Below are 20,502 nucleotides of genomic sequence, written 5' to 3'. Positions count from 1 at the left end.
GTCATGCATCTCGACATCAAAGACCGCATCGCCGCCCTCCACCTCGGCCCGCTGCTGTCGGATGCCGATCGCCGCTATCTAGGGTGTGATGCCACCTGCGAGGTCTGGTTCGAACGTGACGGCCAACCCCTCGGCGCCGGGCGCACCACCCGGCTGATCAATCGCCGCCTGCGGCGTGCGCTCGAGCACCGCGATTCCACCTGCGTGGTCCCGGGTTGTGGGGCCACCCGCGGGTTGCACGCCCACCACCTCCAGCATTGGGAAGACGGTGGGGCCACCGATCTGGACAACCTCGTGTTGCTCTGCCCCTACCATCACCGGCTGCACCACCGCGGGGTCATCACCATCACCGGACCCGCATCGGAGCTCACCGTCACCGACGCCACCGGCCGAAAACTCGGAAACGGTTCCCTCGCGCGTCCGCCGAATCACCCCCCGCCCACGGTGCCGCCCTACCGCGGACCATCCGGCGAACGCGCCGACTGGTGGTGGTACACCCCATACCAACCCCCGCCACCCACCACCAACTGAGCCGCGCCCGTGGGGCGTCGCGAGCACAAAGTTCGGGAAAGCCTCGCGCACAGGGTTATCCGTGGCGTCACCCGTCGGTGCCATCACACCGAGCCCGAACCGGAGTCATCCGGAAGTGACGACCCCGCAGCGCGCGACCCCACGGTGCGGCCAACGCGCCTCAGCGTCCCCCGATCGTCGGTCACCGGACGCAAGCGCTGACGCGCGCGCTGGGCGCACGTCTGGGACCGGCCGGCCGACCGACGCGCTCATCGCGGGCCCCCGTCAGCTACGAACCGCGTCGCCGAGCCTGACCAACCGCCCGACGCCTTAAGCTCTTACGAGTGGCGACCTCCAAAGTCGAACGGCTGATGAACCTGGTCATCGCGCTGCTCTCGACCCGCACGTTCATCACCGCAGATCGCATCCGCCAGGTCGTCGCCGGCTACGCCGACAGCCCCAGCGACGAGGCGTTCTCCCGCATGTTCGAGCGGGACAAAAACGAACTCCGTGACCTCGGCATCCCACTGGAGACCGGGCGCGTCTCGCAGTTCGACCCCACCGAGGGCTACCGCATCAACCGCGACGCCTACGCCCTGCCCGCGGTCGAACTCACCGCCGACGAAGCCGCCGCCGTCGCGGTCGCCACCCAACTGTGGGAGTCACCCGAACTCATCACCGCCACCCAGGGGGCCCTGCTCAAACTGCGCGCCGCCGGCGTGGACGTCGACCCCGCCGACAGTGTCGCCATCTCCACCGCCACTCTGCCTGGGGTCCGCGGCAACGAAGAGACCCTGCGCACTCTGCTCCAGGCCATCGACACCGGACAGGCCGTCCAGTTCGGTCACCGTCGGGACCGCTCCGAGCCCTACACCACCCGCACCGTCGAACCCTGGGGCGTCGTCACCCACCGTGGCCGGTGGTACCTCGTCGGCCACGACCGCGACCGCGACGCCCCCCGCACCTTCCGTCTGTCCCGCATCGCCGACGACGTCGCCACCATCGGCCCGCCCGGCGCGGTCCACAAACCCGCCGACGTCGACCTGCGCGAGCTCGTCCACCGTGCCGTCGCGGAATGGCCCACCGGCGCCCAGGCCCGCGTCTGGGTCGCCGACGGCCGCGCCACCGCCCTGCGCCGCCAGGCCGTCGTCGAAGGTCCGATGACCCTCGGCGGCCGCCCCGGTGAGGTGGTGACCGTCGAGATCGGCATGTTCGACCGGCTGGCCCGCGAGGTCGCCAGTCACGGCGCCGACGCCGTCGCACTCGAACCGCAGTCGCTGCGCGACGACGTCATCGCCCGACTCAGAGCGCAGGCCACCGCATGAGCGACGTCTCGACCCGGCTGGTCCGGCTGCTCAACATGGTCCCGTACTTCCAGGCCAACCCCCGGATCACCTACGCCGAAGCCGCCTCCGACCTCGGTGTCACCGTCCAGCAACTGCAGGACGACCTGAACCAGCTGTGGATGTGCGGCCTGCCCGGCTACGGGCCCGGCGACCTCATCGACTTCGAGTTCTCCGGCGACACCATCGAGGTCACCTTCTCCGCCGGTATCGACCAGCCGCTGCGCCTCACCTCACCGGAGGCCACCGGCGTGCTGGTCGCGCTGCGCGCGCTCGTCGACGTGCCCGGCATGGTGGACCCCGAGGCGGCCCGCAGCGCCATCGCCAAGATCGAGCAGGCCGCCGGCGCCGCCGGACACGACGACGCGGTCACCGCCGTCGACGAACCCGCACCGGTGGAGAGCGAGGCCGCCGCCGCCGTCCGCACCGCGGTCCGCAATGCCCGCGCGCTGATGATCGAGTACTACTCCGCCTCGCACGACATCCTCACCAGCCGGGTCGTCGACCCGATCCGCGTGATCCTCGTCGCCGACCACACCTATCTCGAAGCCTGGTGCCGCTCGGCCGAAGGGGTGCGGCTGTTCCGGTTCGACCGCATCGTCGAAGCCCGCGTCCTCGACGAACCCGCCGCACCGCCCACGCCTGCGGTCGAGGCCGGTCCGGACACGTCGCTGTTCGACGCCGATCCGGCGCTACCGTCGGCCACGCTGCTCATCGACCGTTCCGCGTCCTGGATGTTCGACTACTACCCCCTGCGCGTGGTGCGAGAGCTGGCCGACGGCGCCTGCGAGGCCGCGATGACGTATGCCTCCGACGAGTGGATGGCCCGCTTCGTGCTCGGCTTCGGCTCGGCGGTGCGGGTGCTCGAACCGCAGGCGCTCGCCGACAGAGTGCGGCAATCGGCCGCCGCGGCGTTGCTCGCCTACGAGAACGACCCCGCCGGCGGGTAGACTCGGCGACGACTTCGAGGAGGTGCACATTGGGCGGTCTACAACCCTGGCACTGGGTAATCGTCATCGCGGTGTTCGTGCTGCTGTTCGGCGCCAAGAAACTGCCGGATGCTGCGCGTTCACTGGGCAAGTCCATGCGGATCTTCAAATCGGAGATCAAGGAGATGCAGGCGGAGGGCAAGACGGACAACGCGTCGGCCACACCGATCGCCTCCGAGCGCGTCGACACCGCCAACCCGACGGCCGAGCAACCCGACAAACGGTCGGCCTGACCTCACGCTTTCCGTCCCACGCGGCCTGACGCCGCGTCGTCAGGCGGCGTCCGTCGGCGGCCCCTAGGCAACTACACGTGCAAACCCCCGGATTCCTCAAGCGGCTCAACCCGCGGCAACGCCGCGCCCGAGTCAACCCCGACGGCACCATGTCGTTGGTCGAGCACCTCCACGAACTGCGCAACCGGCTTCTCGTGGCGGCCGCCGCGATCGTGCTGACGACCATCCTCGGTTTCTTCTGGTACAGCCACGGCATCCTCGGCTTCCACAGCCTGGGCGAATGGCTGCGCGGCCCGTACTGCGCACTGCCCGACTACGCGCGGGCCTCGATCACCGACGACGGCGAGTGCCGGCTGCTGGCCACCGCGCCGTTCGACCAGTTCATGCTGCGCCTGAAGGTGGCGCTGATGGCGGGCATCGTGCTGGCCTGCCCGGTGTGGCTGCACCAGCTGTGGGCGTTCATCACCCCCGGCCTGTACCGCAACGAACGCCGCTTCGCGATGGCCTTCGTCGGCATCGGGGCGGTGCTGTTCATCGCGGGCGCGATCCTGGCGTACGTGGTGCTCGCCACCGCGCTGGGCTTCCTGCTCACCGTCGGCAGCGACGTCCAGGTGACTGCGCTCTCCGGTGACCAGTACTTCGGCTTCCTGATCAACCTGCTGCTGGTGTTCGGCTTCAGCTTCGAGTTCCCGCTGCTGATCGTGATGCTCAACTTCATCGGGATGCTGCCCTACGAGCGCCTCAAGGCGTGGCGCCGCGGGCTCATCTTCGCGCTGTTCGTGTTCGCCGCGTTCTTCACGCCCGGCTCGGACCCGTTCTCGATGCTCGCGCTGGCGTGCGCGCTGACCGTGCTGCTCGAGTTCGCGATCCAGGTGGCCCGGATCCACGACAAGCGCAAGGCGAAGCGGGAGGCCGCCGAGACCGTGCCGGAGGACGAGGCCGCGCCGATCGGCGGCGTCGAACCGATCGAACCGCCCAGCGCGGTGTCGACCCCGTCCCGATCCACGATTCATGACGAATCCACCTGACACCCAACTCGCCGCGTTCTCCGCGGCGCTGCCGTTCACGCTCGACCCGTTCCAGATCCGCGCCTGCGAGGCGCTGGAAAGCGGGCACGGCGTGCTCGTGTGCGCGCCGACCGGCGCCGGCAAGACCGTCGTCGGCGAGTTCGCCGTGCACCTCGCGCTGGCCGCCGGCGGCAAGTGCTTCTACACCACCCCGATCAAGGCGCTGAGCAACCAGAAGCACGCCGACCTGGTCCGCCGGTACGGGGCCGAGAAGATCGGGCTCCTCACCGGCGACCAGTCCATCAACGGCGACGCCGACATCATCGTGATGACCACCGAAGTGCTGCGCAACATGCTGTACGCGGATTCGCCTGCGCTGCACGGCCTGTCGCACGTGGTGATGGACGAGGTGCACTTCCTGGCCGACCGGATGCGCGGTGCGGTGTGGGAAGAGGTGATCCTGCACCTGCCCGACGAGGTCAGGCTGGTCAGCCTCTCGGCGACGGTGAGTAACGCCGAGGAGTTCGGCGGCTGGATCCAGACGGTGCGCGGCGACACCACCGTGGTGGTCGACGAGCACCGGCCGGTTCCGCTGTGGCAGCACGTGCTGGTCGGTAAGCGGTTGTTCGATCTGTTCGACTACCGCGCGCACAGCCCGGCACGCAGCGGCCGTGAACTCATCGTGGACCCCGAACTGCTGCGCCACATCGCCCATCGGCGCGAAGCCGACCGCCTCGCCGACTGGCAGCCGCGCGGTAGGGGGCGCTCGGCGCACCGCAGCCGGCCCACGATCTACCGGCCGCCCGCCCGGCCGGACGTGATCGCCGCCCTGGACCGCGAAGGTCTCCTGCCGGCGATCACGTTCGTGTTCTCCCGGGCCGGCTGTGATGCCGCGGTCAAGCAGTGTCTGCGGTCGCCGCTGCGGCTGACGACGAACGAGGAGCGCGCACGCATCGCCGAGGTGATCGACCGCCGCTGCGCCGACCTCGCCGAGGCCGATCTGATCGTGCTCGACTACCACGAATGGCGCGAGGGCCTGCTGCGCGGGCTGGCCGCCCACCACGCCGGCATGCTCCCGGTCTTCCGCCACACCGTCGAGGAACTGTTCACCGCCGGTCTGGTCAAGGCCGTCTTCGCCACTGAGACACTGGCATTGGGCATCAACATGCCCGCCCGCACCGTGGTGCTCGAGCGGCTGATCAAGTTCAACGGCGAACAGCACATGCCGCTGACGCCGGGGGAGTACACGCAGTTGACCGGGCGGGCAGGGCGCCGCGGCATCGACGTCGAGGGCCATGCGGTGGTGCTCTGGACCCCCGACGTGGAACCCGTCGAGGTGGCCGGGCTCGCCTCGACGCGCACGTTCCCGCTGCGCAGTTCGTTCGCGCCGTCGTACAACATGACCATCAACCTGGTCCATCAGATGGGCCCGGCGCAGGCGCGCCAGCTGCTCGAGCAGTCGTTCGCCCAGTACCAGGCCGATCGCTCCGTGGTGGGTCTGCGCCGCGGGGTCGAGCGCGGTGAACGGATGCTCGACGAGATCGCCGGCGAGCTCGGCGGCCGCGACGCCCCGATCCTGGACTACGTGCGGCTGCGTTCGAAGATCTCCGAACGTGAACGCGCACAGTCCCGGTCGTCCCGGCTGCAGCGCCGCGCGGCCGCCAACGACGCGCTCAGCGCGTTGCGGCGCGGCGACATCATCACCATCACCAACGGGCGGCGCGGGGGGCTGGCCGTCGTCCTCGAATCGGCCCGCGACACCGACGATCCGCGCCCTCTGGTGCTGACCGAACACCGCTGGGCCGGCCGCATCTCCTCGGCCGACTACACCGGCGCGACCCCGCGCGTCGGCACCATGACGCTGCCCAAACGCGTCGAGCACCGCAATCCGCGGGTGCGCCGCGACCTGGCCTCGGCGCTGCTCTCGGCGGCCGCCGGGATGGAGATGCCCGAGACCCGGGGGCGGCGCAGGGGGGCCCAGCCGGACGACGACACCGACCCCGAACTCGTCTCGCTGCGCGACCGGATGCGCCGCCACTCCGCCCACCACCTGCCCGACCGCGAGGACAAGGCCCGCATCGCCGAGCGGTACCTGCGCATCGAACGGGACAACGCGCAGATCCAGAAGAAGGTCGCCTCCGCCACCAACTCGCTGGCGCGCACCTTCGACCGGATCGTCGTCCTGCTCGGCGAACGCGGGTTCATCGACACCACCGGCGACGATCCGAAGGTCACCGACGACGGCCGCCTGCTGGCCCGGATCTACAGCGAGAGCGACCTGCTGGTCGCGGAGTGCCTGCGCGCGGGCACCTGGGAGGGGCTCGACGGGGCGGAACTGGCCGCGGTGCTGTCGTCGGTGCTGTTCGAGTCCCGCGGCGACACGCCCGGCGTGCCGGCCGGGTACGAGGCGCCGACGGCGAAGGTGCGCCGTGCGTTGTCGCAGACCCGGCGCCTGTCGGCCGACCTGCGTTCCGACGAGCGGCGCCACCACCTCAGCCCCGGCCGCGAGCCCGATGAGGGTTTCGTCAGCGCGATCTACCGGTGGGCGACCACCGGCGATCTGACCACCGCACTGGCCGCGTCGGATGCCTCAGGCGGCGGGTCCCCGCTGTCCGCAGGCGATTTCGTGCGGTGGTGCCGGCAGGTGCTCGACCTGCTCGACCAGGTCCGCAACGCGGCGCCGACGCCCGCCCTGCGCACCGCCGCGAAACGCGCGATCAACGACATTCGACGCGGCGTCGTGGCAGTTGATGCGGGGTAGTGTGTGGTGCCAGCGAGCCGAGCGAGGACCAAGGAGACACGATGAGCGGACCGCAGGGATCTGATCCGACGCAGCCGTGGGCCGGTCAACAACCGGACACGGGCACGGATCAGCCGGCCGGCGACCCGTCGAACACTCAGTGGCAGTCACCCGGACAGGGCGGCGAGCAGGGGACGTCCGAAACCCCCTCGTGGCAGCAGCAGCCCCCGGCCTACACACCGCAGCAGTATCCGCAGTACCAGCAGCCGACTCAGCAGCAGCCGTCGTATCAGCCCTATCCGCCGACCGAGCAGTACGGTCAGCCCCAGCAGTACGGCCAGCCGCAGTACGGTCAGCCCGGTCAGTACGGTCAGCCGCAGTACGGCCAACCCCAGTACGGACAGCAGCCGCAGTACGGACAGCAACCCCCCTACGGTCAGCCGCCGCAGTACGGCCAGCCCGGCCAGACGGGCCAGTACGGGGCGTTCCCGCCGCCGGGCGGTGAGGACGGCTCGAAGCGTTCCCTGGGGGTGATCGGCGGCATCCTCGGCGCCCTCGTCCTGCTGATCCTCATCCTGGTCGCGGTGCTCGGCTTCTGGAAGCCCGGCTTCTTCGTGACGACCAAGCTCGACGTCAACGCCGCCCAGTCCGGTGTGCAGCAGATCCTCACCGACGAGTCGAACGGCTACGGCGCCAAGAACGTCCGCGACGTCAAGTGCAACAACGGGGAGAGCCCCGAGGTCAAGAAGGGCGCCACGTTCGACTGCGAGGTCAGCATCGACGGCACCAAACGCGAAGTCACCGTGACCTTCCAGGACGACGACGGCACCTACGAGGTCGGCCGGCCGCGCTAATCCAGGGCGTCGAGCGCCTTCTGCAACCGCCCGACCGACGACGTCACGCCGAGGTCGCCCGCCAACTGGGCGACCTTGCGCGGATGTGCTGCGGCCAACGGCAACTCGTCGGTCCTCGTCGACATCGTGACCGGGGCGTCGGTGGCCACCCGCACGACCGGTTCGGCCGCCTCGATGTAGTCGGCGGCGGCCAGCATCTTCTTGCGGTAGGCCTTGGACATCCTCGACTTCGGGTCGTTGGCTGCGGTCACGATCGCCTCCAGCGAACCGAACTGGGCCAGCAGCGTCGCGGCGGTCTTCTCGCCCACGCCCGGCACCCCCGGCAGCCCGTCCGACGGGTCCCCGCGCATCAACGCCAGTTCGGCGTAGGCCGCGCCCGCCCGCTCCTTCGGCACCGCGTACTGGTCGGCGACCTCGGTCGGACCGAACAGCGTGGCCTTGCTCATCCCGCGGCCGAGGTAGAGCACCCGCACCTCGACCGGAGCGTCGCGCACCACCTGCAACATGTCCCGGTCGCCGCTGACGACGATCACCCGGTCGCGTGTCTCGGCGGCGGCCAGCGTGCCCAGCACGTCGTCGGCCTCGTACCCGGGTGCTCCGGCATGGGGGATCCCGAACGCGTCGAGCATCTCCATGATCATGTCGACCTGCGGGGTGAGGTCGTCGGGGACGACCTCGACATCGGCGCCCGTGGGTTGCTCCTCGGCGACGCGGTGCGCCTTGTACGACGGGACCAGGTCGACGCGCCACTGGGGTCGCCAGTCGTCGTCGCGGCACACCACCAGCCGGGACGGCCGCTCCCGGCCGATCAACATCGCGACGGTGTCGAGGAATCCGCGCACCGCGTTGACCGGTCTGCCGTCGGGGGCGGTGATCGACGACGGGAGCGCGAAGTACGAGCGGAACCACATGCTCGCGCCGTCGAGCAGCAGCAACGGCCCGCTCATCGCCGGCCCTCGAACACGTAGGAGGCGCTGGTGATCGGGCGGTCACCGTTGCCCTCGTCGTGCAACACCACCCGCACCGCGACGACCCCGTCGGCCGGCACGGGCTCGGTCTCCGCGCGGAACGGCCCCGTCTTCCCGCGGGCCATGAACATCACGTGCGACGACGTGCCCTGCAGGAGGTCGGTGCCCGCGACCCGGGCCGCGGCGTCGGCGGCCGCGGTCTCGAGGACCACGAACTGCGGGCCGATGTGCAGCGCGGCGTCCGGTGAGGCCACCTCGGCGGACAGTTCGGGAAGCGCCCAATGCCCGTCGGGACGCCGGTGTGCGCCGAACACCTGCCACAGCGGCGGCAGCTCGGGGGAGTCGATGACCTCGATCGCGTCGACCTCCATCTTCTGCAGACCCTCCGGCGGTGTGCCGATGCTGACGCCCTGACCCTCGATCAGCGCGAGCACGCGGTCGGGCCGGTCGGCGTCGACGATCTTGGCGCGGCTGTACCCCATCTGCCTGCCCCGCCTGAGCTCCTCGGAGACCACCTCGATCCGTCGCACGTCGCGGCCGGCGTCGAGGAGCTGACACGAGTGCACGACCGGGTTGGGCACCGCCTCCAGATCGGACATGTGCCCGCTCTCCGGGGCCGCGATCCCCAACACGGACAACAGGAGTCCGCCGGTCGGGTTGCGCATGTCGCTGCGCAGGGTCACGGTGTCGTCGACCGCGCGCGGGTCCATGGAGGCGTAGAGCCGGCCGATGTAGCGGTAACTGAGCAGGCCACCCCAGCGTCGCCGCAGTTCCGCGGCGTAGGCATCGTGGTCGTCGATCAGGTCGCGGATATCTCGGAGCATCGCCTAGAACAGTAGCCTCGATGTCATGACCGGCAGCCGATTCGACACCGATGTCTATGCCCGACGACTCCGGGCCGCCGCGGCCGCGGCGGCTGACGCCGGACTGGCCGGCCTGATCATCACGCCCGGCTACGACCTGCGCTACCTGGTGGGTTCGCGGGCGCAGACCTTCGAACGGCTGACGGCGCTGGTGCTGCCCGGCGGCGGCGACCCGACGATCGTGGTGCCCCGGCTGGAGTTGGCCGCGCTGAAGGAGTCCGCGATCCCAGAACTCGGTGTGGCGGTCCGGGATTGGGTCGACGGCGACAACCCGTATGAGCTCGTCGCCGACGCGCTCGGCGGTGCCCCGGCCCGTACGGCGGTGACCGATTCGATGCCCGCGCTGCACCTGCTGCCCCTGGCCGGGGTGCTCGGCGAGATACCGGTGCTGGCCACCGACGTGCTGCGGCGCCTGCGGATGGTCAAGGACGCCGCCGAGGTCGACGCGTTGCGCAAGGCAGGCGCGGCCATCGACCGGGTGCATGCCCGGGTGCCCGAGTTCCTGGTGGCCGGCCGCACCGAGGCCGACGTCGCCGCCGACATCGCCGAAGCCATTGTCGCCGAGGGGCATTCGGAGGTGGCGTTCATCATCGTCGGGTCCGGCCCGCACGGTGCCGACCCCCACCACGAATGCTCCGACCGCGAGTTGCGGGCCGGCGACATCGTCGTCGTCGACATCGGCGGCCCTGTGGAGCCCGGCTACAACTCCGACTCCACCCGCACGTACAGCCTCGGTCAGCCGGATCCCGAGGTGGCGCGCCGCTACGCCGTGCTGCAGCGCGCCCAGCAGGCCGCCGTCGCGGCGGTGCGGCCGGGCGTCACCGCCGAGCAGATCGATGCGGCCGCGCGCGACGTGCTGGCCGCCGTGGGGCTCGCCGAGGCGTTCGTGCACCGCACCGGACACGGCATCGGCCTGTCGGTGCACGAGGAGCCCTACATCGTCGCCGGTAACGACCTGCCGCTGGAGGTGGGCATGGCGTTCAGCGTCGAGCCGGGCATCTACTTCCCGGGGCAGTGGGGGGCGCGCATCGAGGACATCGTGATCGTCACCGCGGACGGCGCCGAGTCGGTGAACAGCCGGCCGCACGACCTGGTCGTGGGGGCGGCCGGCCCGGCCGCCACCGCGTAGCGCCTAATCGCCGGAGCGGTCGAGCAGCTGGGAGGACCCCAGCACCCGCTCGACGCGCACCTCGATCACCACGCGCTCCGGGTTGACCCGCGGCGTGCGGTACCGCTGGGCGTAGCGCAGTTCGGCGTCGCGGACGGCATCGGGATCGGAGTTGACGGTCGACTTGCCTTCCAGCGACAGCCAGCGCGCCCCGTCGACCTGGCTGAGCACCGCGACACCCCGCTGTTCGGCGTTGACCGCCTTCTGCGAGCCGCCGGAGGTGATCACCCGCGCGATGTGGGTCTTGGGATCGAAGGTGAAGCCGACCGCCACGACGTGCGGGGAATTGTCGGACCGCAGGGTGGTCAGCATGGCGAGATGACGTTCGGTCAGGAACGCCAGCGCGTCGCTGGTGAGCCGGGTGGTCGCCTTGCGGCCCGATGTAGCCACGGGACCCACGCTAGCGCAGGACATACTGGCAGCCGTGAAGGACACGGATAGCGGTTCGGTGGTGATCTTCGGCGGCCGCAGCGAGATCGGCGTCGAGGTGGCGACACGGCTGGCACCCGGGGCGACGGTGGTGCTGGCCGCACGCGGCGCCGACCGGCTCGACGACCAGGTCGGCGCCGTCCGGGCGGCGGGTGCTGCGGCGGTGCACACCGTCGACTTCGACGCCGACGACCTCGCCTCGCACGCGCCGTTGGTGGCGAGACTGGTCTCCGAGCACGGCCCGATCGCCACCGCGGTCGTCGCCTTCGGCATCCTCGGGGACCAGGCGCGCGCCGAGCGCGACCCGGCCCACGCGGCGGAGATCGTGCACACCGACTTCGTCGCGCAGGTCAGCCTGCTGACGGTGCTGGCGGCGACCATGCGCGAGGCCGGTCGCGGGGCGATGGTGGTGTTCTCCTCGGTGGCCGGTGCCCGGGTCCGCCGCGCGAACTACGTCTACGGATCGGCGAAGGCCGGGCTCGACGGGTTCGCCAACGGGCTGGCCGACGCGCTGCACGGCTCGGGGGTCCACCTGCTGCTCGTGCGGCCCGGATTCGTGATCGGACGGATGACCGCCGGAATGGACCCCGCCCCGCTGTCGAGCACCCCGGCCCAGGTCGCCGAGGCGACGGTACGCGCGCTCGCGAAAGGGCGCAGGCAGGTGTGGATCCCGCGGTCGCTGGGCGCCGCCGTGGTGGTCATGCGGTTGCTGCCGCGGTTCGTGTGGCGCCGGATGCCGAGGTGAAAGCCGTGAACCGAGTCGTGGTCGTCGGCATCGGGGCCGACGGCATGCCCGGGTTGTCACCCGTCTCGGCTGCCGAATTACGGAGCGCGAGAAAGGTTTACGGGTCACGCCGGCAGCTCGACCTGCTCGACGACACGGTACGCGCCGAACGCCGGGAGTGGCCGTCGCCGCTGCTCCCCGCGCTGCACGCCCTCCGCGACGCGGCGGACGGCGACGTGCACATCGTGGCCAGCGGCGACCCGATGTTGCACGGCATCGGCGGGACGGCGGTGCGGACCTTCGGAGCGGACCGGGTCACCGTGCTGCCGCACGTGTCGTCGGTGACGCTGGCCTGCGCCCGCCTGGGCTGGGCGGTCCAGGACACCGAGGTGATCAGCCTGGTGACGGCCGCGCCCCGGCTGGCGGTGCGCCGCGGCGGCCGCGCGGTCGTGCTGTCCCGCGACGAATCCACCCCGGTGGCGCTGGCCCGGTTGCTGACCGACACCGGTCGGGGCGACTCGCAGATGACGGTGCTCGAACAGCTGGGCGGACCGGCCGAACGCCGACGGGACGCCACCGCCGGGGCGTGGGCGGCCGATCCGCCCGGCGACATCGACGCGCTCAACGTCATCGCGGTCCGGTACCTGCCCGAGGAGCGGCGACTGCAGGTGCTGTCCGACGACGCGTTCGCCCACGACGGCCAGCTCACCAAACAGTCGATGCGCGCGGTGACCCTGGCCGCGTTGGCGCCGCGCCCGGGCGAGCTGTTGTGGGACGTGGGAGCCGGATCGGGCAGCGTCGGTATCGAGTGGTGCCGCAGCGGACCGGGATGCCGGGCGATCGCGTTCGAGCGGGACGAACAGCGGCGGGCGCGCATCGCGACCAATGCGGACGCGCACGGGGTGGACGTCGACGTGCGGGGCCCGGCGCCGGACGGGTTCGGCGATGCGGAGCTGCCGTCGGCGGTGTTCATCGGCGGCGGCCTGACCACGGCCGGTCTGGTGGACGGTTGCCTCGCGGCGCTGGCGTCCGGCGGTCGGCTGGTCGCCAACACCGTCACCGCTGAGTCTGAAGCTGTTCTCGTGCAATGGTATTCGAAGATGGGTGGAGAGTTGCGCCGTTACCAGCACTATCGGGGTGAGCCCGTCGGCACGTTCACCGGCTGGCGGCCCGCCATGCCGGTGACGCAATGGGTGGCGGTCAAGCCGTGACCGTCTACTTCATCGGGGCCGGCCCGGGGGCGGCCGACCTGATCACCGTGCGCGGGCAGCGGTTGCTCGAGCGCTGCCCCGTGTGCTTGTACGCCGGGTCGATAATGCCCGAGGACCTGCTGGCGCTCTGCCCGCCGGACGCGCGCATCGTCGACACCGGTCCGCTGACCCTCGACCAGATCGTCGACGAACTCGCCCGGGCGCACGCCGCCGGAAAAGACGTCGCCCGCCTGCATTCCGGGGATCCGTCGATCTACAGCGCGCTCGCCGAACAGTGCCGCCGACTCGACGCGCTGAGGGTCGATTACGAGGTGGTGCCGGGCGTCCCGGCGTTCGCCGCGGCGGCGGCCGCACTGGGTCGCGAGCTGACGGTGCCCGGCGTGGCGCAGACCGTCACGCTGAGCCGGGTCGCGACGCTGTCGACGGCGATGCCGCCGGGGGAGGACCTGCGCACCCTGTCCGGCACGGGCGGCACCTTGGTGCTGCACCTGGCCGCCGCGCAGATCGACACCATCGTGCCCGAACTGCTGGCCGGCGGCCACCGGCCCGAGACACCCTGCGCCGTCGTGGCATTCGCGAGCTGGCCGGAGGAGATCGTGCTGCGCGGCACCCTCGCCGACATCGCAGCCCAGATGCACGACGCCGGCGTCACCCGCACCGCGGTGATCGTCGTCGGTGACGTGCTGGCCGGCGACGGCACCGACAGCTATCTGTACTCGTCCGGACGCGTGCGCCGCGGGCGGCACTGATGCGGATCCTGCTGCTGGGCGGCACGGGGGAGGCCCGGGCGTTGGCCGCGGCACTGCATCCCGACGTCGAGGTGATCAGTTCCCTGGCCGGGCGGGTGCCCGATCCGGCGCTACCGGTGGGTGAGGTGCGGATCGGCGGCTTCGGCGGCGTCGACGGCATGCGCCGCTGGCTGACCGAGACGCCGGTCGACGCGGTCGTCGACGCCACCCATCCGTTCGCCGCGACCATCACCGCGAACGCCGCCGCCGTCTGCTCGGACCTGGGTCTACCGCACCTGCTGCTGGCCCGGCCCGCCTGGGCGCCGGGCGGCGCGATCGTGGTGAGCACCGACCGGGAAGCTGCGGAAACCGTTGCGCGACAGCGGTTCGGCAGGGTCTTCCTCACCACCGGGCGGACCGGCGTCGCCGCTTTCCGCGACAGCGAGGCCTGGTTCCTGATCCGGGCGGTCACCCCGCCCGATGCCGAACTCCTCCCGCGGCGCCACGAACTGCTGCTCTCGCGCGGCCCGTACCGCTACGAGGGCGAGCTCGCCGTACTGCGGAACCATCGCATCGACGCGTTGGTCACCAAGAACAGTGGCGGCGACATGACCCGGCCGAAGCTGGATGCCGCCGCGGCCCTGGCCATCCCCGTCGTGATGGTGGATCGGCCACCGCTTCCGGCCGGGGTCCGCACGGTGGCGACGGTCGAGGAGGCCGTCGAGTGGCTCAGGTCGCCGGTGCGATGAGGTCGAGGGTGCCCAACTCGCGGATCGCCTGACAGCCGCGGGCCGCCATCACGAGCATCATCTCGTCGCCGCGTTCGGTCGACGTCGCGAACGCACACCCGAGCACGGTGATCAGCGGTGCCTGGAGCATGCCCAACCGGTAGTCACGCCAACATGTCTCGAGGTCGTAACCCGTCACCCCGTGACCGAGCAGCCGCCGGTGGTACGCGCCGACGAGGTCGCGTTCGACGGCGGCGCGGACCTCGGGCTGCAGGCTGGTCGCGGTGAAGTACGACAGATCCCTCGCGGGCAGTCCGGACCCCAGCGTCTGCCAGTCGACCACCGTGATCCGCGACCGGTCCGGGTCGAACAACATGTTGTCGAGGCGGTAGTCGCCGTGCAGCACCGCGAACCGGTCCGGTTCGGCCAGCAGCCACGGCGTCACCACCGACATCGCGGCCGTCATCGTGTCGCGGTCCTCGGGGCGCATCCGGTCGCCGAGCCGGTCCAGCGTCATACCGGCCGCCATGGCCGCCACCTCGCCGAAGCCCTGCGCCGACGCGGGTTCGGGCTTCGGCATGGCGATGCCCGGGAAGTCCGCCCACTGCGGGTCGCACCACGTCGGCCCGTGCAGGTCGGCCAGCGCCTCGACCGCCAGGCGTGCCTCCTCGGCGCTGCAGCCCGCGATCTGGTCACCCTGCACCGCAGGGGCCATGTCGCCGAGCAGCAGCACGAAATCGATTCCGTCGCCGGCGATCTCGCAGTGGTAGCAGGGTGGGATCGGGATCTGCACGACATCGGCGAGGTTGGTGTAGAACGCGTGCTCGGAGCGGTAGCCGATCGCGACCCGGTCGCGGACCGTCTCGTCCTGGGCGGGCAGTTTGACCGCGAACGACGACGGCAGGTCCGGGCGCGGGTCGGCGTAGGTGACCGTCACCCGGTAGGTGGCACCGGTCTGTCCGGTGCCGATCGGCACGGTGTCGACGCCGACGACGTCGACGGGCGCGCCGCCGCGGGCCAGTGCGCTGCCGAGCCACTGCGGGGTGACGTCTGCGGGCTTGCCGGGGATGAGGGCCTGCACGGCACCGCCTTTCGTCACGCTGTGACGCGTGACACTATCACCCGGGATAGTAACGCGGGGTGAACACCCGATCGCCGGCATCGCCGGTGTACCACTGGGTCTGCGACGACCCCACGATGAGCAGGCAGCGCATGTCGACCTCGGCGGGGTCCAGGTCGGCCAGCCGCACCACCCGGACCTCTTCGCGCGGTCCGGCGACGTCGCGGCCGATGATCACCGGGGTGCCGGGGTCCCGGTGGGCCAGCAGCAGATCCCGCATCGAGGCGACCTGCCAGGTGCGGGTCTTCGACGCCGGGTTGTAGATCGCGAGGACCAGATCGGCCTGTGCGGCCGCGGTCAGGCGCGCCTCGATGATCTCCCACGGTTTGAGCCGGTCGGATAGCGAGATCACCGCGTAGTCGTGGCCGAGCGGGGCGCCGACGCGACTGGCGACGGCCTGGGCGGCCGTCATCGCCGGGATCACCCGCACCTCGACACCCGGCCACTGCTTGGCCTCCTCGAGGACGGCGGTCGCCATCGCGAACACCCCGGGATCCCCGGAGGACACCACCGCGACGGCGCGGCCCTGTTCTGCCAGCGTGCACGCGAGCCGGGCGCGGGCCGGCTCGTCGGTGTTGTCGCTGGGGTGGCGCTGCTGGCCGTCGCGCAGCCCGACCCGGTCGAGGTAGGGCGCGTAGCCGATCAGGTCGGTCGCCGCGGCCAGTTCGCGCCGGCTCTGCGGGGTCATCCACTCGATCGCCCCGGGCCCCAGCCCGATCACGGTGACGCTGCCTGCCGCCGCGCGCCGGCGCGCGCCTCCGGGGACCATCGCCAACGAGAAGTACGGCACCTTGTCGTCGCCGTCGACGTCCGCCGCGGACAGGGTGCGCTGATCGGGGGTGCTCGCGCGTTCGACGTAGAACGCCTCGTCCAGCCGGCCCGTCGCCGCCAGAGCCGCACGCACCGCGGGATAGGACCGCCCCAATTTGAGCACGACGGCGGCGTCGGTGTCGGCCAGCCTGCGCTCGAGTTCGGAGGCGGGCAGGGTGCCCGGCAGGATCGTCAGCACCTCCTCGCCCTGCACCAGCGGTGTGGCGATGGCCGCCGACGCGGCGCTCACAGACGTCACGCCCGGCACGATCTCGGCGGCGAACCGCTCGGTGAGCCGGGTGTGCATGTGCATGTAGGAGCTGTAGAACAGCGGGTCACCCTCGGCGAGCAGCGCCACGTCGCGGCCCGCGTCCAGGTGCGCGGCGATGCGCTCGGCGGCCTCGCGGTAGAAGTCCTCCATGGCACCGGCGTAGCCGCCGGGATGGTCGGTCACCTCGGTGGTCACCGGATAGACCAGATGCTCTTCGAGCTGACCGCCGCGCAGGTACGGTTCGGCGATCCGGCGCGCGATGCTGCGGCCGTGGCGCGCACTGTGGTAGGCCACCACGTCGGCCTGCCCGATCACCCGGGCCGCCTTGACGGTCACGAGTTCGGGGTCGCCGGGTCCCAGCCCGACGCCGTACAGCGTGCCGCGCTTCGTCATCGACGGGGTCATTCTCGTTCGCTCGCAATCGCATTCACGGCGGCCGCCGCCATCGCGCTGCCACCCCGCCGGCCGGTGACGACGAGATACGCCATACCCCGGGGCCGTGCGACGAGCTCGTCCTTCGACTGCGCCGACCCGACGAACCCGACCGGCCCGCCCAGCACCGCCGCCGGGACCGGCGCACCCTCGTCGAGCAACTCGAGCAGCCGGAACAGCGCCGTCGGGGCGTTGCCCACCGCCAGGACCGCGCCACCGAGCCGGTCGGCCCACAGGTCGACCGCCGCCGCGGACCGGGTGAAGCCCAGCTTCGCCGCGAGCTCGGGCGCGCGGGGGTCGGCGACCAGCGACACCACCTCGTTGTCGGCGGGCAGACGCGACCGGGTGATACCGGCGGCCACCATCGACGAATCGCACAGCACGGGCGCGCCCGCGGCCAGCGCGGCGTGCGCACGGGCCACGACGTCGTCGCTGAACGCCACGTGGTCGGCCACGTCGACCTGACCGCACGTGTGGATCAACCGGACCACCACCCGCGCCACGTCGTCGGGGAATCGCGCCAGATCCGCCTCGTCGCGGATCGTCGCGAACGACTGCCGGTAGATCTCGGCGGCGTCGCGGATGTAGTCCAGCACGCCGCTCACCCTACGACGGGCGCTCGCGCGGCCGATAACCGTCCGGGCCCGCGATCAGCACCTCGCCGACCGGCGGGCTGCCACACGCGCGCTCGCACCCGACGAAGTGGCGATGGCCCGGCGTCGGATCATCGACCGCGGCGGCCGCATCGGCGCGCACGTCGGCGGCCGACCGATCGCATCCCGGGCTTCCGGTGCAGGCACTGACGTCGAGCCAGGGGGAGTTCTCGTCGAACACCAGCCCCATCGGCGCCAGCACACGCAGCGCCACGTCGGCGACGCCTTCGTCGAGGTCGCAGATCAGCAAGGACCGCCACGGCGTGACGATCACGGGCGCCTCGACCGCGCCGACGAACTCGGCGGTCCTGGCGGGCAGCACGCCGAGCGGAACAGCGGCGCCCAGGCTGACCCGGCCGTCGTGCTGGGGCAGCCAGCCCACCGGCGGGCGGGTCACCGCGGGCCAGGTGGCGCCGGGTCCGGCCGTGACCGGCAGGCCGGCGATCAGGTCCTGCGGCGCGGCGAGTTCGCCGACCCGCCAGGCGTTACCCCGGATCGCCACGAACCGCACCGCCACCTCGATCAGGACGCGCACGGCGTCGTCGAGGGTCAGCCGCACACCGGTGTCCCGGCCGGCCAGCAGCAGCGCCGCGTTCCCGCCGTCGAGGGCGTGGACACCGACATCGGTGCCGAGGCCGGAGATGTCGCCGCGACCGTCGTCGAGGCCGAACCAGAACCGGCCGGACGACTCGGCGAGCACGGGCTCGTTCCGGATCGCCGCGTCGAGGTCGCCGATCAGGTGCCGCAGGTCGGCGAGCCCACCCGAGCGTCCGGACAGGGGTGAGGCGACGATGTTGCGGACCCGCTCGTGGGTCGGCGACGGCAGCAGTCCCGCGTCGGCGACCGCGTCGGCGACCGCGCCGGTGTCGGTGATGCCGCGGATCTGGAGATTGCCGCGCGAGGTCAGCTCGAGATCCGGTGAACCGAAGCGGATGGCGGCCTGCGCGAGCGCGGTGAGCGCGGCGCCGGAGATCCTGCCGCCGGGCAGCCGGACCCGGGCCAGCGCGCCGTCAGCGGCCCGGTGCACCGAGAGGGCACCCGGGCACGCGTCCTGATCGCGGGATCGAGTCGTCACTGGCTGTCATTCTAGGAACGCCCGTCGGAGGACCACGCTCCGTCGCCGAGTGCGTCGTGTTCCGGCACTTTCGTCCAGAATTTGTTTGATCAGGTCATGAATTGTCGGATCCGGGCGTCCGTTCGGATCTGCGGGAGGCCCCCCATTCATTAGGCTCCGCGGTGTCAGGGTTACACCGGGGAACAGGAGCCCGTCATGAGAGACCGCGCCAAACAGGAAAAAGAAGACGTCGGCCGCCTTCGTGAGTTCCCGGCTTTCGAGAGTTTCTCCGACGAGGACCTCACCCGGCTCGTGCGAGCGGCGCACCGCACCTCGACATCAGCGGCATGGCCGCTGATCCACGAGCAGACCCCGTCCGACGCCTGCTTCATCCTGCTCAGCGGGGAAGCGTCGGTGTACCTCGGCCGCGACCGGATCGCGACGCTGCCGCCGGGAGAGGTCATCGGTGAATCGGCGCTGCGCCAGGGGAAGCTGCGCTCCGCCACCGTGACGACAACGGGTCCGGCAGAGGTGCTGCGCATCGAGCGCGACGACTTCGGCAGCCTCCTCGACGAGATCCCCGCGCTGCGCGGAATGGTGGACGACACCGTCGAGCGTCACATGTCGGGCACCCCGGCGACCGAGTGACTCAGCTCGCCAGCGCGACCGGCACCACCACGTCGGAGTAGCCGGACGCGTCGCCGACGACGACCCTGCTGCGCTGCCCGTACACGTCGACGGGGATGTCGCCGGCCAGCGTGACGCGGCTCAGCCGCCGGTACTGGTCGTCGTAGTCGGCCACCGCGTAGTGCTGGGTCGCGCGGTTGTCCCAGACCGCCAGATCGCCCGGTTCCCAGCTCCACCGCACGGTGTTCTCCAGCTTGGTGACGCGGTTCTGCAGCAGCGCCAGCAGCGCGGTCGACTCGGCGACCCCCAGGCCGACGAACTGCTTGATGAAGTGGCCGAGCAGCAGCACCTTGCGGCCGGTCTCCGGGTGGATGCGCACCACCGGGTGTTCGGTCTCGAAGTACTCGGAGACGAACTCCTCGCGGTACTCCCGTTCGGTGGCGGCGAGCGCCTCACGGCGGCCGTCGTAGTCGGCGGCGTAGTCGAACCGGTTGGTGTGCACGGCCCACAGGTTCTCGACGAGCGCGCGCAGCGGCGCGGGCAGCTGGTCGTAGGCGGCCTCCGTCGACGCCCACGTGGTGGTGCCCCCGTACTCCGGAAGGGTGACCGCGCGCAGCAGCGAGGCCTTGGGGATGCGGTCGACGAACGTGACGTCGGTGTGCCAGCTGTTGGCCTTGTCGTAGCGCGAGTCGATCGGCAGGATCCGGTGCCCGCGCGAGGTCACCGTCGGATGGGCCGTCGTCGGGGTGCCCAGCCGCCGCGCGAACGCCAGCTGTCCGTCGTCGTCGAGGTGGTGCTGACCGCGGAAGAAGATCACCTTGTGCTCGAGCAACGCCTCATTGATCGCGCTCACGGTCGCCGGGTCGAGCCCGCCGCCGAGGCGGGCCCCGTCGATCCTGGCGCCGATGTTCGCGCCCAGCTTCACCACTCGTAACGACATGCCGGTCAGGGTGGCCGCCGCGCCGGGGTCGCACCATGGTTTGACTCACGGCGAACCGAAACCCCCGTCGCGCCGGGCGTCGTTTCGTTTCCGGCGACCG

The 20,502-nt window shown here is 71.3% G+C and carries 21 protein-coding genes; 13 read left to right on the top strand and 8 right to left on the bottom strand.

Annotation, left to right across the window (positions count from 1 at the left end; translation table 11 throughout):
• The 7 genes from AU196_RS02850 to AU196_RS02820 form a co-directional block, all read left to right on the top strand.
• The coding region (locus tag AU196_RS02850; RefSeq protein ID WP_157545988.1) for an HNH endonuclease signature motif containing protein at positions 1–531 on the top strand (531 nt) is incomplete at its 5' end.
• A gap of 323 nt (positions 532–854) precedes the next feature.
• Positions 855–1,835, top strand: a complete 981-nt coding sequence (locus AU196_RS02845) for a helix-turn-helix transcriptional regulator (protein WP_059093559.1) — start codon at positions 855–857, stop codon at positions 1,833–1,835.
• Entirely contained in the window at positions 1,832–2,803 is a 972-nt protein-coding gene (locus AU196_RS02840; RefSeq protein ID WP_059093558.1) for a helix-turn-helix transcriptional regulator, read from the top strand. The genes AU196_RS02845 and AU196_RS02840 overlap by 4 nt, the downstream gene beginning before the upstream one ends.
• Positions 2,804–2,832: 29 nt before the next feature.
• Positions 2,833–3,075 (top strand): Sec-independent protein translocase subunit TatA, encoded by a 243-nt coding sequence (tatA, locus tag AU196_RS02835; protein ID WP_059093557.1) that lies wholly within the window; start codon positions 2,833–2,835, stop codon positions 3,073–3,075.
• 77 nt (positions 3,076–3,152) lie between these two features.
• On the top strand, positions 3,153–4,103 hold the full coding sequence (gene tatC / locus AU196_RS02830) for a twin-arginine translocase subunit TatC (protein WP_059093556.1): 951 nt from the start codon (positions 3,153–3,155) through the stop codon (positions 4,101–4,103).
• Positions 4,087–6,843: a DEAD/DEAH box helicase gene (locus AU196_RS02825; RefSeq protein WP_059093555.1), complete on the top strand. Its 2,757-nt coding sequence runs from the start codon at positions 4,087–4,089 to the stop codon at positions 6,841–6,843. The genes tatC and AU196_RS02825 overlap by 17 nt, the downstream gene beginning before the upstream one ends.
• Positions 6,844–6,884: 41 nt before the next feature.
• Complete coding sequence (locus AU196_RS02820) at positions 6,885–7,676, top strand: DUF4333 domain-containing protein (RefSeq protein WP_059093586.1); 792 nt, start codon at positions 6,885–6,887, stop codon at positions 7,674–7,676.
• On the opposite strand, the gene AU196_RS02815 is transcribed toward AU196_RS02820, so the two are convergent.
• Both AU196_RS02815 and AU196_RS02810 read right to left on the bottom strand, forming a co-directional pair.
• Positions 7,673–8,623 carry a 5'-3' exonuclease gene (locus tag AU196_RS02815; protein ID WP_059093554.1) on the bottom strand — a complete coding sequence of 317 codons (951 nt, stop codon included), beginning with the start codon at positions 8,621–8,623 and terminating at the stop codon, positions 7,673–7,675. The genes AU196_RS02820 and AU196_RS02815 overlap by 4 nt on opposite strands.
• Positions 8,620–9,468, bottom strand: a complete 849-nt coding sequence (locus AU196_RS02810) for a hypothetical protein (RefSeq protein ID WP_059093553.1) — start codon at positions 9,466–9,468, stop codon at positions 8,620–8,622. Before AU196_RS02810 ends, AU196_RS02815 begins: the two co-directional genes overlap by 4 nt.
• A 25-nt stretch (positions 9,469–9,493) precedes the next feature.
• On the opposite strand from AU196_RS02810, the gene AU196_RS02805 reads away from it, so the two are divergent.
• A complete protein-coding gene (locus AU196_RS02805) occupies positions 9,494–10,636 on the top strand; it encodes a M24 family metallopeptidase (RefSeq protein ID WP_059093552.1) in 1,143 nt (380 codons plus the stop codon).
• A 3-nt stretch (positions 10,637–10,639) separates the two neighbouring features.
• On the opposite strand, the gene AU196_RS02800 is transcribed toward AU196_RS02805, so the two are convergent.
• The gene (locus tag AU196_RS02800) at positions 10,640–11,089 is read right to left on the bottom strand and encodes a F420-dependent biliverdin reductase (protein ID WP_197415685.1); all 450 of its coding nucleotides are present in this window, start codon (positions 11,087–11,089) and stop codon (positions 10,640–10,642) included.
• 10 nt (positions 11,090–11,099) lie between these two features.
• Between AU196_RS02800 and dprE2 the strand changes: the two genes are divergently transcribed.
• From dprE2 to AU196_RS02780, 4 genes are read left to right on the top strand one after another with little or no spacing between them, the layout of a single operon-like run.
• A complete protein-coding gene (dprE2, locus tag AU196_RS02795) occupies positions 11,100–11,849 on the top strand; it encodes a decaprenylphospho-beta-D-erythro-pentofuranosid-2-ulose 2-reductase (protein ID WP_059093550.1) in 750 nt (249 codons plus the stop codon).
• A gap of 17 nt (positions 11,850–11,866) precedes the next feature.
• On the top strand, positions 11,867–13,039 hold the full coding sequence (locus tag AU196_RS02790) for a bifunctional cobalt-precorrin-7 (C(5))-methyltransferase/cobalt-precorrin-6B (C(15))-methyltransferase (protein WP_059093585.1): 1,173 nt from the start codon (positions 11,867–11,869) through the stop codon (positions 13,037–13,039).
• On the top strand, positions 13,036–13,788 hold the full coding sequence (gene cobM / locus AU196_RS02785) for a precorrin-4 C(11)-methyltransferase (protein WP_059093549.1): 753 nt from the start codon (positions 13,036–13,038) through the stop codon (positions 13,786–13,788). Before AU196_RS02790 ends, cobM begins: the two co-directional genes overlap by 4 nt.
• Complete coding sequence (locus AU196_RS02780; protein WP_059093548.1) at positions 13,788–14,516, top strand: cobalt-precorrin-6A reductase; 729 nt, start codon at positions 13,788–13,790, stop codon at positions 14,514–14,516. Before cobM ends, AU196_RS02780 begins: the two co-directional genes overlap by 1 nt.
• Here AU196_RS02780 and AU196_RS02775 read toward each other — a convergent pair.
• Genes AU196_RS02775 through cobG form a run of 4 tightly spaced genes read right to left on the bottom strand, consistent with a single transcriptional unit; the run spans position 14,497 to position 18,856 of the window.
• Positions 14,497–15,576: a phosphotransferase family protein gene (locus AU196_RS02775; protein ID WP_059093584.1), complete on the bottom strand. Its 1,080-nt coding sequence runs from the start codon at positions 15,574–15,576 to the stop codon at positions 14,497–14,499. The genes AU196_RS02780 and AU196_RS02775 overlap by 20 nt on opposite strands.
• 37 nt (positions 15,577–15,613) lie before the next feature.
• Positions 15,614–17,089, bottom strand: coding sequence for a precorrin-2 C(20)-methyltransferase (locus tag AU196_RS02770; protein ID WP_157545994.1), 1,476 nt, complete (start codon positions 17,087–17,089; stop codon positions 15,614–15,616).
• 8 nt (positions 17,090–17,097) lie between these two features.
• Positions 17,098–17,724: a precorrin-8X methylmutase gene (locus AU196_RS02765; protein WP_059093583.1), complete on the bottom strand. Its 627-nt coding sequence runs from the start codon at positions 17,722–17,724 to the stop codon at positions 17,098–17,100.
• A 10-nt stretch (positions 17,725–17,734) separates the two neighbouring features.
• Positions 17,735–18,856 (bottom strand): precorrin-3B synthase, encoded by a 1,122-nt coding sequence (cobG, locus tag AU196_RS02760; protein ID WP_059093546.1) that lies wholly within the window; start codon positions 18,854–18,856, stop codon positions 17,735–17,737.
• A 195-nt stretch (positions 18,857–19,051) separates the two neighbouring features.
• Between cobG and AU196_RS02755 the strand changes: the two genes are divergently transcribed.
• Entirely contained in the window at positions 19,052–19,483 is a 432-nt protein-coding gene (locus AU196_RS02755) for a cyclic nucleotide-binding domain-containing protein (RefSeq protein ID WP_059093545.1), read from the top strand.
• Position 19,484: 1 nt separating this feature from the next.
• Here the strand turns inward: AU196_RS02755 and AU196_RS02750 are convergent, their stop codons facing one another.
• Positions 19,485–20,402, bottom strand: a complete 918-nt coding sequence (locus AU196_RS02750; protein WP_059093544.1) for a TauD/TfdA dioxygenase family protein — start codon at positions 20,400–20,402, stop codon at positions 19,485–19,487.
• Between the last annotated feature and the right edge of the window lie 100 nt (positions 20,403–20,502).

Source organism: Mycobacterium sp. IS-1742 (assembly GCF_001500125.1).
Lineage (GTDB): Bacteria > Actinomycetota > Actinomycetes > Mycobacteriales > Mycobacteriaceae > Mycobacterium.
This window is presented reverse-complemented; position numbering and strand designations above follow the sequence as displayed.